14 protein-coding genes are annotated in these 12,434 nt (G+C 68.3%); 9 read left to right on the top strand and 5 right to left on the bottom strand.

Annotated features, from left to right (window positions below):
- Window positions 1–145 precede the first annotated feature (145 nt).
- On the bottom strand, window positions 146–1,000 hold the full coding sequence (locus tag HNP44_RS04380; RefSeq protein WP_259141285.1) for an MlaE family ABC transporter permease: 855 nt from the start codon (window positions 998–1,000) through the stop codon (window positions 146–148).
- Window positions 1,001–1,202: 202 nt separating this feature from the next.
- Between HNP44_RS04380 and rpsF the strand changes: the two genes are divergently transcribed.
- The 4 genes from rpsF to rplI all read left to right on the top strand — a co-directional run bounded on the left by rpsF (window position 1,203) and on the right by rplI (window position 2,852).
- Window positions 1,203–1,487: a 30S ribosomal protein S6 gene (rpsF, locus tag HNP44_RS04375; RefSeq protein ID WP_068570214.1), complete on the top strand. Its 285-nt coding sequence runs from the start codon at window positions 1,203–1,205 to the stop codon at window positions 1,485–1,487.
- A gap of 28 nt (window positions 1,488–1,515) precedes the next feature.
- Entirely contained in the window at window positions 1,516–2,049 is a 534-nt protein-coding gene (locus HNP44_RS04370) for a single-stranded DNA-binding protein (protein WP_224645572.1), read from the top strand.
- 78 nt (window positions 2,050–2,127) lie between these two features.
- Window positions 2,128–2,385 carry a 30S ribosomal protein S18 gene (gene rpsR, locus HNP44_RS04365; protein WP_068526176.1) on the top strand — a complete coding sequence of 86 codons (258 nt, stop codon included), beginning with the start codon at window positions 2,128–2,130 and terminating at the stop codon, window positions 2,383–2,385.
- A gap of 14 nt (window positions 2,386–2,399) precedes the next feature.
- Window positions 2,400–2,852, top strand: coding sequence for a 50S ribosomal protein L9 (gene rplI / locus HNP44_RS04360; protein WP_224645573.1), 453 nt, complete (start codon window positions 2,400–2,402; stop codon window positions 2,850–2,852).
- A gap of 66 nt (window positions 2,853–2,918) precedes the next feature.
- Here rplI and HNP44_RS04355 read toward each other — a convergent pair whose 3' ends face one another.
- Complete coding sequence (locus tag HNP44_RS04355; protein WP_259141286.1) at window positions 2,919–3,419, bottom strand: hypothetical protein; 501 nt, start codon at window positions 3,417–3,419, stop codon at window positions 2,919–2,921.
- Window positions 3,420–4,000: 581 nt separating this feature from the next.
- Here HNP44_RS04355 and dnaB point away from each other — a divergent pair.
- Complete coding sequence (gene dnaB / locus HNP44_RS04350) at window positions 4,001–5,368, top strand: replicative DNA helicase (RefSeq protein ID WP_224645676.1); 1,368 nt, start codon at window positions 4,001–4,003, stop codon at window positions 5,366–5,368.
- Window positions 5,369–5,561: 193 nt separating this feature from the next.
- On the opposite strand, the gene HNP44_RS04345 is transcribed toward dnaB, so the two are convergent.
- A complete protein-coding gene (locus tag HNP44_RS04345; protein WP_259141288.1) occupies window positions 5,562–6,443 on the bottom strand; it encodes an Lrp/AsnC family transcriptional regulator in 882 nt (293 codons plus the stop codon).
- 220 nt (window positions 6,444–6,663) lie between these two features.
- Between HNP44_RS04345 and HNP44_RS04340 the strand changes: the two genes are divergently transcribed.
- The 4 genes from HNP44_RS04340 (at window position 6,664) to HNP44_RS04325 (ending at window position 9,798) form a co-directional block, all read left to right on the top strand.
- Entirely contained in the window at window positions 6,664–7,059 is a 396-nt protein-coding gene (locus HNP44_RS04340) for a YybH family protein (RefSeq protein WP_259141289.1), read from the top strand.
- Window positions 7,059–8,402, top strand: a complete 1,344-nt coding sequence (locus HNP44_RS04335; RefSeq protein WP_259141290.1) for a purine-cytosine permease family protein — start codon at window positions 7,059–7,061, stop codon at window positions 8,400–8,402. Before HNP44_RS04340 ends, HNP44_RS04335 begins: the two co-directional genes overlap by 1 nt.
- Window positions 8,399–9,022 carry a cyclase family protein gene (locus HNP44_RS04330; protein ID WP_259141291.1) on the top strand — a complete coding sequence of 208 codons (624 nt, stop codon included), beginning with the start codon at window positions 8,399–8,401 and terminating at the stop codon, window positions 9,020–9,022. Before HNP44_RS04335 ends, HNP44_RS04330 begins: the two co-directional genes overlap by 4 nt.
- A gap of 71 nt (window positions 9,023–9,093) precedes the next feature.
- Window positions 9,094–9,798: a hypothetical protein gene (locus tag HNP44_RS04325; RefSeq protein ID WP_259141292.1), complete on the top strand. Its 705-nt coding sequence runs from the start codon at window positions 9,094–9,096 to the stop codon at window positions 9,796–9,798.
- Window positions 9,799–9,802: 4 nt separating this feature from the next.
- On the opposite strand, the gene HNP44_RS04320 is transcribed toward HNP44_RS04325, so the two are convergent.
- Together HNP44_RS04320 and HNP44_RS04315 are read right to left on the bottom strand one after the other, a co-directional pair.
- Window positions 9,803–11,284, bottom strand: a complete 1,482-nt coding sequence (locus HNP44_RS04320; protein ID WP_259141293.1) for a class I adenylate-forming enzyme family protein — start codon at window positions 11,282–11,284, stop codon at window positions 9,803–9,805.
- On the bottom strand, window positions 11,281–12,411 hold the full coding sequence (locus HNP44_RS04315; protein ID WP_259141688.1) for a DUF5938 domain-containing protein: 1,131 nt from the start codon (window positions 12,409–12,411) through the stop codon (window positions 11,281–11,283). The genes HNP44_RS04320 and HNP44_RS04315 overlap by 4 nt, the downstream gene beginning before the upstream one ends.
- Window positions 12,412–12,434 lie beyond the last annotated feature (23 nt).

Below are 12,434 nucleotides of genomic sequence, written 5' to 3'. Positions count from 1 at the left end.
TACCGTGAGGTGCGTGGAGGTGCATGGTCAGCCCACCCTCGTGCGGGACGTAGAGGGTTGTACGTGAGGTGCGTGGAGGTGCATGGTCAGCCCACCCTCGTGCGGGACGTAGAGGGTTGTACGTGAGGTGCGTGGAGGTGCATGGTCAGCCCACCCTCATGGGGAAATAAGTCGTGTAGATCTGCGTGAGCGCGAAGTTGAGCACGATGATGCCGACGGTGGAGACCACGACGGTCGTGTTCACGGCGTCGGCGACGCCGCGCGCACCGCCCTTCGCCTCAAGCCCGTGCTGGCACCCGAGAACGGCGATCATGATCCCGAAGATCGCCGCTTTGACCAGCGCGAACCCGAAGTCGCGGGTGGTGGCGTAGGCGCCGAAGCTGAGCCAGTAGCTGCCCGGCGTGACGTCCTGTCCGGCGACAGCCAGGTAGTACGCGGCGCCGATGCCGACGACGGTGATGAAGATGCAGAGCAGCGGCGCGACGAAGGCCGCCGCGAGGATTCGCGGGACGACGAGCCGGCGGACGGGGTCGATGCCCATGACCCGCATGGCGTCGACCTCCTCGCGGATGGTGCGGGAGCCGAGGTCGGCGGCGATGGCGGAGGCGCCGGCGCCTCCGAGAAGTAGGCCGGCGGCCATCGGGGCGGCCTGCTGGATCACGGTGAGGCCGCTCGCGGCGCCCATCAGCGAGCCGGCACCGATCTGGTTGACGATGCTGCCGATCTGGATCGTGACGATGACGCCGAACGGAATGGCCATGAGGAAGGCGGGGATCGCGGTCACGCTCACGAGGAACCACGCCTGGACGACGATCTCCCGGAGCTGGATCCGACCCCGGAGGAGGTCGGCAGCCAGGGACACGAGGGAGTGGAGAACGAGTTCGACGGTGCGCCCGAGCGTGCGTACGGGGCCGAGTGCGTTGTTGTCGAGATTCGTGCGGAGTGCATCGAGTGCGCCCGGGCGCGCAGTGAGTGCATCCTGAGACGATTGCGATGTCATAGCCGACCTCCTTCCTGGCACATGTTAGGGAATGTTCTCTATCTCGGCGGGGTTTTCCGAGGAATTTCCGGGTCGGCTTGTCAGTCGACTGATTTCGCAGGTGGTGTGGGGTTGGGGTACCCTGGTCCGGTTGCCTTGAGGGCAACGCTCCTGCCGTGGAGAGTCCACGGCCGCATAGTCCATAGGAGGAGGCGAAAAGCCCATGCGTAATTACGAACTGATGGTGATCCTGGATCCGAGCCTGGATGAGCGCACCGTCGCGCCCTCGCTGGAGACCTTCCTGAACGTGGTCCGCAAGGACGGCGGATCGATCGGGAACGTCGACATCTGGGGCAAGCGCCGTCTTGCTTACGAGATCTCCAAGAACGCCGAGGGCATCTACGCGGTGATCGATCTGACCGCCGAGCCGGCGACCGTCAACGAGCTGGATCGTCAGCTCAAGCTGAACGAGTCGGTGCTTCGCACTAAGGTGCTGCGGCAGAACTAGTCGCGCACTAACTACAGGGAGAGACACCATGGCAGGCGACACGATCATCACGGTCATCGGCAATCTGACGGCGGATCCGGAGCTGCGCTTCACCCCGTCGGGTGCGGCGGTGGCCAACTTCACCGTCGCCTCCACGCCCCGCACGTTCGACCGGAACTCGAATGAGTGGAAGGACGGCGAGGCGCTGTTCCTGCGCTGCAACATCTGGCGTGAGGCGGCGGAGAACGTCGCCGAATCGCTCACGAAGGGCACGCGCGTCATCGTCTCCGGCCGGCTCAAGCAGCGGTCCTACGATGATCGTGACGGCAACAAGCGCACGGTGGTGGAACTCGAGGTCGACGAGATCGGCCCCTCCCTTCGGTATGCGACGGCGAAGCCGACGCGCACGCAGCGCGGCGGTGGCGGCGGCGGTTTCGGTGGCGGCAACCAGGGCGGCGGTGGCGGTTACAGCCAGCCCGCCCAGCAGGCTCCGCGCCAGAACCAGCCCGCAGACGATCCGTGGGGCAGTGCCCCCGCGGCCGGGAGCAGCTTCGGCGGCGGCAACGACGATCCGCCGTTCTGATCCCCGGGATCGAACACTGTGAAGGGCGCAACCGGCTCGCCGGGCGCCCAGTAGACCTCATCAAGGAGTACCAACACCATGGCCGGTAAGGGCAATGGCCGGAAGGTGCGCGTCGAGAAGGCCGTCAAGGCCAAGGCGTGCACGTTCTGCAAGGAAAAGAACACCAAGATCGACTACAAGGACACGACGCTGCTGCGTCGGTTCCTGTCGGAGCGGGGCAAGATCCGCAGCCGTCGCGTGACGGGCAACTGCGTCCAGCACCAGCGCGACATCGCGATCGCCGTCAAGAACGCGCGTGAGGTGGCCCTGCTGCCGTTCACGTCGACGACCCGCTAAGGAGGGGTGAAGAAATGAAGCTCATCCTCACCGCCGACGTCGACAACCTGGGCGCCCCCGGCGACACCGTCGAGGTCAAGGACGGCTACGGCCGTAACTACCTGCTGCCCCGCGGCCTGGCCATCGTCGCCACTCGTGGCGCCGAGAAGCAGGTCGAGGGCATCCGCCGCAGCCAGGAGGCCAAGCGTGTGCGCGGCCTCGATCACGCCAACGAGCTGAAGCAGGCCATCGAGGGCCTGGAGTCCGTCTCGCTGACCGTGAAGACCGCCGATTCGGGCAAGCTCTTCGGCTCGGTCACCGCTGCCGATGTCGCCGCAGCACTCAAGTCCGCCGGCGGCCCCGCCGTCGACAAGCGCAGCATCGAGCTGCCGCAGGGGCACATCAAGTCCACGGGTTCGTTCCCCGTGGTCGTGGTGCTGCACCCGGACGTGCGCGCGAAGTTCGCGCTCACCGTCGCCGCGCAGTAGTCGCACAGACGAGAAGAACCCCCATCGCCTCCGGGCGGTGGGGGTTCTCGCGTCGTTCGGTGTCGGTCAGACGGTGATCGTGCCGACGCACGGCGTGCTGGCCTGGGTACCGATCCATTCGCTGCCCGCGCCGGCCTTGATGACAAGGTTGAAGGTCACGGCGCCCTTGCCGGTGGTGATGGGCGTCTTGTTCAGGGTGGGGAGGGGGCCGACGCCGCTGAGCTTGGCGCTGCCGAACTTGCCCGAGGTGGTGTTGTTCCACGACAGACTCGCGGACGAGGCGAACTGGCTCAGGACGAGGTCTCGGGCGCCCGCGTTGCCGGTCGCGGAGACCAGGATCTGCCCGGGGCCGCCGACGGTGGCGGTCACCTTCCAGGTCAGCATCTGGCCTCCGACGATGAACATGGGGTTCGCGCTCGTGCAGGTGGCGGACGCCGAAACGGGCTTGGGCTTCGGCTTGGGGGCGGGGGTCGGGGCCGCCCCCGCGGGCCCGATGGCGCACGTGGCGACGGCCGCGAGCGCGACCGCGACGCCGGCTGTGCGCGCCGAGATCGTGGAGGTGTTCATCGGGTGGATCCTTCCGCAGTGATTGATGCACCGATCAGAATACGCGGCCATCGAGGCGGGAAGAAGGTGCATCGGCGTTGCGTGACGCGTTCGCGCTGGTAGGGAGCATTGCAGGTGACCGGCTGGTAACAACTGAGGGTGGTTTTCCCGGCCCGGCGGTGACCGATTCACTCACGACACGCCCGAATGTCAGGTCGGTGCGACACGCGGAGGAATCTCGATCCACAACGATATCTACCCTCACTACCGCACTTGTGCTGGGGAGATGCAGAACGTCCGCCGGAGTTTCCACAGGTTTTCCCCATCGGTCCACACAGGCGTCCCCACCCTGACCGCGCACCATCCACAGTCCACTCACAGATCCATCCACAGCTCCGCTTTGCGGTGTTGAGCGGAGGGCCTAGCGTTCACGTGCGTCCATCGCGCGCCCGTGCGGGATTTCCGATCCGGAAACCTGTCAGGGGTGCGGGGTAGACGGAAAGAGTACGGGTGAGTCCGCACCGCCGACCGGCGATCGCGGGCGCGAGAGAGGTGGGTGCGCGGTGTCGGTCACGGACGAGCAGGAGTTCACTCCGGGTCCCGTGGGCCGTCCGGAGCCCCGGCCCGACGGTCCGCCCGCCGAGGACTTCGGCCGCCAGCCCCCGCAGGACATCGCCGCGGAGCAGTCGGTGCTGGGCGCCATGATGCTCTCCAAGGACGCCATCGCAGACGTCCTTGAGGTCATCAGCCCGGGTGACTTCTACCGGCCCGCGCATCAGTCCGTGTACGACGCGATCCTCGACCTCTATGGCGCGGGCGAGCCCGCGGACGCGGTCACCGTCTCCGCCACGCTCGACCGCAAGGGCGAGCTCAAGCGCGTCGGCGGCGCCCCCTATCTGCACACCCTGATCTCCACCGTGCCCACCGCGGCCAACGCGGGCTACTACGCGGAGATCGTGGCCGAGAAGGCCATCCTGCGGCGGCTCGTCGAGGCGGGCACCAGGATCGTTCAGTACGGCTACTCGGGGTCCGACGGTGCCGACGTGGCCGAGGTGGTGGACCGGGCCCAGGCGGCCGTCTACGACGTCACCGAGCGCAAGGCGTCCGAGGACTACGTGATCCTCGAGGAACTGCTGCAGCCCACCATGGACGAGATCGACGCCATCGCTTCCCGCGGCGGCGTCAGCATGGGCGTGCCCACGGGCTTCACCGACTTCGACGCGCTCACCAACGGCCTGCACTCGGGCCAGATGATCATCGTCGCCGGCCGCCCCGGCGCCGGTAAGTCGACGATGGCGCTCGACGTCCTGCGGTCCTGCACCATCGAGCACCAGATGCCCGGCGTCCTGTTCAGCCTCGAGATGAGCAAGACCGAGGTGGTCATGCGACTGCTGTCCGCGGAAGCGCGGATCAAGCTGGCCGACATGCGCTCGGGCAAGATGTCCGACGACGACTGGACCCGCCTCGCGCGCCGCATGTCGGAGATCTCCGAGGCGCCGCTGTTCGTCGACGACTCGCCGAACCTCACGATGATGGAGATCCGCGCGAAGGCCCGCCGGCTCAAGCAGCGGCACGACCTCAAGCTCATCGTGATCGACTACCTGCAGCTGATGACGTCGGGCAAGAAGGTCGAGTCGCGTCAGCAGGAGGTCTCGGAGTTCTCCCGGCAGCTCAAACTGCTCGCTAAGGAGCTCGAGGTCCCGCTCATCGCGGTCGCACAGCTCAACCGTGGTCCCGAGCAGCGCACCGACAAGAAGCCCCAGGTCGCTGACCTCCGTGAGTCCGGCTCGCTCGAGCAGGACGCCGACATGGTCGTTCTCGTGCACCGCCCCGACGCCTACGAGCGCGACGATCCTCGCGCCGGCGAGGCCGACTTCATCCTCGGCAAGCACCGCGCCGGCCCTACCGCCACCGTCACCGTCGCCCACCAGCTGCACTACTCCCGTTTCGTGGACATGGCCAAGGGCTGACCGCCTTCCGGAACCGGACCAACGATGCGAAGTGAGGTCCGGTACGCGATCGACGGGCTTGTGGCCGGACTCGTCGTGAACGGCGTCGACGTCACCGTGGGAAGTGCCTGCGCCCCGTGCTCACCGAGACCTTTCGAGCATCACCGCTACTGCGTCCGCGACCTCGACCCGATCGAGGCCGAAGCACGTTGAGTCAGTCGGTCGCGCCCAACGACGCGTAGGACTCCTTGACGAATCGCAGGTGCGACCACGTCTCCACCCCGGCGACGGAGTGCAGCGAGCGCACCGCGTCGACGGTCGTCGCCAGGCTGATGGCCGACGGTGCGCGGACCGTCGCGAGCAGGTCGAATGCGCCGACGGTGCGGGCGAGGAAGGTCACCCCGTCGAAGCCCTCCACCTGCCGGGCGGCGTCCCGCGCGTCGCCGCGCACGTGGATTCCCACGCCCATCGCGTGTTCCGAGCCCCGGCTGACGATGGGGCCGATCCGCACCACCGACTCCTCCACCAGGCGGAGTACCCGCCGCCGCGCCGCGGCCGCCGAGACCCCCGCCGCGGCGGCGAGCTGGACGTACGACGCTCGTCCGTCGCGCTCGAGGACCTGGAGGAGGGCGACGTCGGTCGCGTCGAGGTGTGCAGTCGCCTCGCCCACCGGTCCGACGGCGTCCCGGATCACCTCGCGATATGCCAGCGTCTCGGCTCGTGCGACGCCGGGGAGGTCGCGGAGGCGGGACAGTACGGCGTCGATCGCCTCTCCCGACCCCGTCCGGATCTCGGCCGCCACCGCGAACCGGCCGGTCGTGACCGACACGTAGACCACCTCCGGCACCGCGGCAGCGGCATCTGCGACGGGGGCGGCAGCACCGTCGACCTCGATCCGGGCGTAGCAGACGGAGCCCCGGCCGAGCACCGACGGATGCACTACGCCCTGCACGGTGAACGCCGCGGAGTCGAGGAGTCGGCGCATCCGCGCCGCGACCGTCGCGCGGGTGATGCCCGCAGCAGCTGCGAGGTCGCTGTGGCTGGCCCGGCCATCGATGGTGAGCAGTGAGACCAGGGTCCGGTCGATCTCGTCCATCGGTCCTCCGAAAGTCAGCTGCCGTCTTTTCAGGGCATAGCGATACGCCAATGATGCATTGTCCACTCGAAAATCGCGGCAAGTGTCGGCGAATCGTCGTATCTCCTGTACGGAACGATCGATCCTGTGCTCGCCGCCGTTGCGAACTGCTTGCGGCGCCCTGTGATCGGCCTTACAGTTGGCCGATCCGGAGCGGGAGAACCGCAGGTCAGGAGACGGAATGCAGCACACGATCCCCGAGGGCGAGGTGCTCGCGGCGGCCGATCGCATCATCGAGGCCTTCGCCGCCACGAACACCGAGGGCTATTTCGCGGGATTCCACCCGGCGGCGAGCTTCGTCTTCCACACGGAGCCGCGCACGCTGACGGACCGCGCGGAGTACGAGCGGCTTTGGGCGGGTTGGGTCGACTCCGGCTGGCGCGTGGTCTCGTGCGAGAGCAGCGAGCGGGTCGTCACGGCCGTCGGCGCCACTGCCGTCTTCAGCCACGCCGTGCACACGGTGACGCAGGACGGCGACGGCAGCCGCACCGAGACGCGCGAGCGCGAGTCGATCGTCTTCACCGCTATGCCCGACGGTGCGCTCGTCGCCGTCCACGAGCACCTCTCGGCCGCCTGATGCTGCGCTACTATCGCCGCCTCGACACGCACCTGCACGCCGGCGCCGACGACGGGACGCCCGTGGTGGGCGACCTCCGTGGTCGCACGATCTTCGCCATCTGGCTCGCTGCCAACCTCGTCGTGACCACCATGTTGACGGGCACTTTGTTCGTGCCTTCGGTCTCGCTGAGCAGCGCTCTGGTGCTGATCCTCGCCGGCACGGTCGTCGGCGCGCTGGTTCTCGTGGCCGTCGGCAACGTCGGCACCCGCACCGGCCTGCCGACGATGGCGCTCACCCGCGCGTCGTTCGGTGTGCGCGGCAGCCGGATTCCGGTGGCCGCCAACATCGCCGTACTCATGGGCTGGAGCTGGGTACAGGCGATGCTCGCCGGCGTCACCGTGAACTACGTGATCGAGCAGCAGACGGGCTACTCGAACCCGGCGCTGTTCTCGGTGCTGTGCGAGGTGATCGTGGTGTCCCTGGCGATCTTCGGGCACGCAGGCATCGCCAAGGTGGAGCCGATTCTGGCCGTGGTGATCCTGGCGATCATGGCGTACCTGTTCATCGACATGTTCGGCGAGGGCTTCGCGCGCCTCAACGCGCTGCCCCGCGATCCCGAGGGCCTCAGTGGCCTCGGCATCTTCGACATCGTGGTCGCCACCGCGATCTCGTGGACGGTGCTCTCGGCCGACATCAACCGGTTCGCGCGGAGCGAGCGCGGCGGGGTGATCGGCTCCGGGCTCGGCTACGTCGCCTCGACGGTGGCGGCGATGGCCCTGGGCGCCATCGCGATCGCGTGGTTGCTCGCGAACGGCAAGGACGCCCCGCCCTTCGATCCGACGGTGATCGTGGCCGAGTTCGGCGTCCCGCTCGCGGGCGTGGTGTTCTTCTCCGTGATGGCGACCAACTCGATGGCCGTCTACGGGATGGTCACTTCGCTGGTGAACGCCGAGCCGGGCCGTATTCGATTTCTACCCGCCGCACTGGGACTCGGCGTGATCTCTATCGCCGGGTCGGCGTGGCTGGCGCTGCTCGACAAGTTCACCTCCTTCCTGACTGCCATCGGCATCGTCTTCATCCCTGTCTTCGCGATCATCGTCGTGGACTACTACCTGCTGCGGCGTGGGCGATACGCCGCCTCGCTCGCTGAGGCCGGATCGCGGGACGACTGGTACCGCGGCGGTTGGAACCCGGTTGCGGTGGTGGTGTGGATCGTCGGGGTCGCCTTCTCGTCGGCCATCACCTATCTGTGGGTGAGCCCCGTGGGCGCCACCGTCCCGACCTTCCTGGTGAGCGCGGGTCTGTACTGGGCAGCGAGCGCCGCCGTACGCGCGCGGTCTGCGGAGTCGGTGCGCCCATGAGCTGGATCGATCTGACGCACACCCTGCAGCCTGGCACGGAGTATCCGGGCGATCCCCCGATCACTATCGAACCTGCGCTGACGCTGGCCGCCGACGGGGCGGCCGTGGCCGCGCTGCACCTCTCCACCCACAGCGGCACGCACGTCGACGCGCCCTGCCACACCGTGCCGGGCGGGCGCACGATGGACGAGGTGTCCGTCGACGAGTTGATCGGGACCGCCGCGGTACTGCACGTCGGCGGACAGGAGGCCGGCACGATCGGCCTAGCGGACCTGGGCGATCTGCCTGCGCGACTCCCCTCGATCGTGCTGGTCGCGACCGGCTGGGACCGGTGGTTCGGTACGGAGCGGTACAGGCGGCATCCGGCGCTGGCGCCGGAAGCGGCGGAGTCGCTGTGGGAGCGCGGTATGCGGGTCCTGGGTGTGGACTGCTACAGCCCGGACCCGATCGATTCCGTGGACTTCCCGGTGCACCGCGTCGTGCTGGGGCGCGACGGTCTCATCGTCGAGAACCTGCGTGGTCTCACCGCGCTCCCGGCGAAGTGCGAAGTCGGTATCCATCCGATCAAGGTCGGGCCGTTCGACGGTGCCCCGGTCCGCGCCCTCGCGCTGCGCACCTAGGCTCGCGCGGGGCTTGCTCGACGCGGGATTGATCGACGCCCCAAGCCCTCGTCGCGGTCTAGTCTCGATGCATGGCACCTGGTCGTGGTCTCGGCGCGCTCGTCGTACTCGGAGCGGTAGTCCTGGCGGGCTGTGGGAGCGAATCCGGGCCGGACGGAACGCCGAGCAGTGCCGGGGCGTCGAGCGTGGCCGTGCGAGTGGCGTCCGTGCGGGACCTCGTTCTCACCGCGGGCGAACTGCCGGAGGGGCTCTCGATGGCGGACTTTCCCATGGACGACGACGTCGTCCGCGCCGTTCTGGATCCGCTGACGGGACGCCTGCCGGCGGGGGCGAGCTACTCGCCGTCTACGTGCGCGCCCGTCTCGATGTTCGGCGGGCCCGCACAGCCCGACTCCTCCTCGACCGGCGTGATCGCCGGTCAAGGAGGAGGGCGGTCCTCCTTCACGGAGGCGGTCGTCCGGCAGCGGCCCGACATCGCTCGGGTCGCCGACCACGTGCGGCGGTGCCCTTCCGTACGCCAGAGTGATGGATCCATTACTCTGGCCACTACGTTTGCAGTCCGGGACGCAGCACAGACCCGGGCGGACGATCTCCTCGTCGTCGAGGAGACACCGGACGATCAACTCTCGAAGCAGCGCGCCCTCCTGGCGTACGCCCGCGTCGGCGAGCACGCCGTATGGGTGCGCCTGCGCGCCTTCCAGGGCGAACCCGTCGACCGCGAGCAGTTCGACAGGCTCGTCGCCGCGTCGGTCGACAAGGTCGCCCGATCCGTCTGACCCGCTACGGCTGGGCCCGGTCCCGCTGTCGCAGAGTGGGTTTATCGATCTTCCCGACCGGGTTCTTCGGGACGTCGTCGAGCAGCATCAGGTCGACGGGGACCTTCACCTTCGCCAGCTCGCCGCGCAGGCCGTCGAGCAACTCGGCGGCGGTCACCGTAGCGCCTTCCCGGAGCGAGACGTAGGCGACGGGCACTTCGCCGAGCACCTCGTGGTGGCGCCCGATCACGGCGGCCTCGAAGACCTGCGGGTTCCGGTACAGCTGGGCCTCGATCTCCTTGGGATAGATGTTCTCGCCGCCTCGGATCACCATGTCTTTCACGCGATCCACGAGACGCAGGTAGCCGTCCTCGTCGAGAAGCCCGACGTCGCCCGTGCGCAGCCAGCCGTCAACGATCGTCTCGGCGGTCGCCTCGGGTCGGTTCAGGTACCCGGCCATCACCACCTTGCCCGCGATGAGCACCTCGCCCGTCTCACCGGCCGCGACGTCGCGGAGGGCACCGTCGACGATGCGGATTCGCTGGCCCGGGAGCGCGGGCCCGACGGTGCCGGGCTTGCGCGGCCCGTCGAGCGGATTGATCGCCGACGCGGTGGTGGTCTCCGACAGCCCGTACCCCTCGACGATGGGCACGCCGAACCGGGATTCGAACCGCTCGATGAGGTCGACGGGCATCGGTGCGGCGCCGCAGATCCCGAACCGCAGCGATGAGGCGTCCGGCAGCACGTCGCCGGGCAGCGCGGTGAGCATCGCGTAGATCGCGGGCACCGCGGAGAAGTAGGTGGGACGGTGCCGCTCGACCGCGGGGAAGAACTCCTCCGGCCGGAATCGCCCGACGATCGTCGTGCGTCCGCCTGCTCGCAGCGGGGTGAGCGTGCCGAGGACGACGCCGTTGGCGTGGAAGAGCGGCAGCACGAGCAGACTGTGATCGCGCTCGGTGAAGGCGAAGTGCTCGATGAACGAGGCCGTCATCGCCGCGATGTTTCCGTGGGTGATCATCACGCCCTTGGGTTTCCCGGTGGTGCCGGCGGTGTAGATCAGCAGCGCGAGATCGGAGGGCCGTACCGGCACTGGTTCGACGGGCACGTCGTCCGCGACGGCGAGGAGCTCGTGGCATGCGACCGCCGCGACCCCGTCGGGGGTCTCGGTACCGTCCTCCGTCACCAGCACTCGGGCGCCGGCATCGGCTGCCTGATAGGTGATCTCGGGCGGTGCGAGCGCGGGATTGATCGGCGTGACCGCTGCGCCGAGGCGCCAGGCGGCGAACACCGCGACCACCAGCTCCACCCGGTTGGGCAACAGCAGTCCCACGACGTCGCCGCGTTCCACCCCGTATTCCGCCAGGCGGGTCGCGGCGGTGCGGACGGCCGCGGCGAACTCCGCGTTCGACAGGTCGAGCCGGTCGTCCGCGATGGCGGGGTCCGACGGTGCCCGCGCTGCTCGGAACTCCGGCAGGGCGGGCACCTCGGGCAGGTCGCGCATCGTCATCGATGCACCGTCACGATGGGCTCGGAGATGAGGCCGAAGGTTCGCAGCACGCCCTCGAGTTCGCGATGGCCGAAGGCCTGGCAGCCCGATGCCAGCCCGACGCGTCGCGGCGGCTGCTGCAGCAGCGAGTACGCGGCGTACGCCTGCAGCAGCCCTGTCTGCTTGTAGTTGCTGTTGCCGTGGATCACCACGTGCGAGCGGCCCAACGGGCCCGAGGCGTGGACGGAATCGAGCGACTTGTTCACGCGCGGGTTCTCGCGCGGAGGCATCGAATTCATCACCTGGGCGGCGACGGCGTCCAGAGCATCGGCGCGGTCCTCGGGTGACATGTCCTTCGTGGCCTCCAGCGCGTCGGCCACGATCACCGGCACGTTGTTCATCAATGCGGCGTTGAAGACGCCGCCCTGGGCCTTGCAATTCGCGACGCGCGGATCGCGCTTGAACCACACGGGGTGCGAGGTGCCGCCCCAGGGCAGGGACTGCGCCAGCTCGTGCTGGCCGGGCACCACGAGGGGTACCAGCCCCTGCATCGGGTCGAACGACGTGTACTCGTTCTGCTCGAGGTAGAAGGCGTCGCCACCCGCGGCGTTCACGAGGATCGTGCGGGTGGACGCGATGGTGGGGCTGCCGCCCCAGAAGACCGCGATGTCGAGGGTGTCGAGTCCCGGTGTCTCGAGCGCGATCTGCGCTGCGATCTCGCCCGTGGTGTACATGTGCGCGATACCGGGCGCGAGCAGCAGGCCGGCATCCGCGTACTTCTCGTGGAAGGTGTTGTCGCAGTGAATCATCCAGTCCTGTTCGCCGTTGGTGTCGCTGTAGTGCGCACCCGCGTTCAGACTGGCCTGGACCACTGCGTCACCGAACTTGATGAAGGGCCCCACCGTGTTCAGCACGACGGAGCTGCCGCGGAAGAGCTCGGTGAGGGAGTCCACGTCGTGATCGACCTGGACCACCTCGTAGTCGGCCGTCTCGATGCCGGCGACGTTCTTGTCCATCGACTCGGCCAGCCTGCCCTCGTCGCGGCCCGCCGCCGTGAAGGGCACGTTGTACTCGCGCAGGTACTCGCAGATGAGGCGGCCCGTGTAGCCCGAGGCCCCGTACACCACTACCGGCTTGTTGCTCATGATTCTCCTTCGTCCTGAGAGGTTTT

The organism is Tsukamurella ocularis (genome assembly GCF_024807615.1).
GTDB classification, from domain to species: Bacteria; Actinomycetota; Actinomycetes; order Mycobacteriales; family Mycobacteriaceae; genus Tsukamurella; species Tsukamurella ocularis.
Note: the sequence above shows the minus strand (reverse complement) of the source record. Positions and strands in the feature narration are given on the sequence as shown.

Excerpts from the sequence above, each read along its gene's own strand:
- HNP44_RS04370 (WP_224645572.1), top strand. The coding sequence starts at position 1,516 with ATGGCAGGCGACACGATCATCACGGTCATCGGCAATCTGACGGCGGAT.
- HNP44_RS04355 (WP_259141286.1), bottom strand. The coding sequence starts at position 3,419 with ATGAACACCTCCACGATCTCGGCGCGCACAGCCGGCGTCGCGGTCGCG.
- HNP44_RS04340 (WP_259141289.1), top strand. The coding sequence starts at position 6,664 with ATGCAGCACACGATCCCCGAGGGCGAGGTGCTCGCGGCGGCCGATCGC.
- rpsR (WP_068526176.1), top strand. The coding sequence starts at position 2,128 with ATGGCCGGTAAGGGCAATGGCCGGAAGGTGCGCGTCGAGAAGGCCGTC.
- HNP44_RS04320 (WP_259141293.1), bottom strand. The coding sequence starts at position 11,284 with ATGACGATGCGCGACCTGCCCGAGGTGCCCGCCCTGCCGGAGTTCCGA.
- HNP44_RS04325 (WP_259141292.1), top strand. The coding sequence starts at position 9,094 with ATGGCACCTGGTCGTGGTCTCGGCGCGCTCGTCGTACTCGGAGCGGTA.
- HNP44_RS04345 (WP_259141288.1), bottom strand. The coding sequence starts at position 6,443 with ATGGACGAGATCGACCGGACCCTGGTCTCACTGCTCACCATCGATGGC.
- HNP44_RS04335 (WP_259141290.1), top strand. The coding sequence starts at position 7,059 with ATGCTGCGCTACTATCGCCGCCTCGACACGCACCTGCACGCCGGCGCC.
- rplI (WP_224645573.1), top strand. The coding sequence starts at position 2,400 with ATGAAGCTCATCCTCACCGCCGACGTCGACAACCTGGGCGCCCCCGGC.
- HNP44_RS04380 (WP_259141285.1), bottom strand. The coding sequence starts at position 1,000 with ATGACATCGCAATCGTCTCAGGATGCACTCACTGCGCGCCCGGGCGCA.
- rpsF (WP_068570214.1), top strand. The coding sequence starts at position 1,203 with ATGCGTAATTACGAACTGATGGTGATCCTGGATCCGAGCCTGGATGAG.
- HNP44_RS04330 (WP_259141291.1), top strand. The coding sequence starts at position 8,399 with ATGAGCTGGATCGATCTGACGCACACCCTGCAGCCTGGCACGGAGTAT.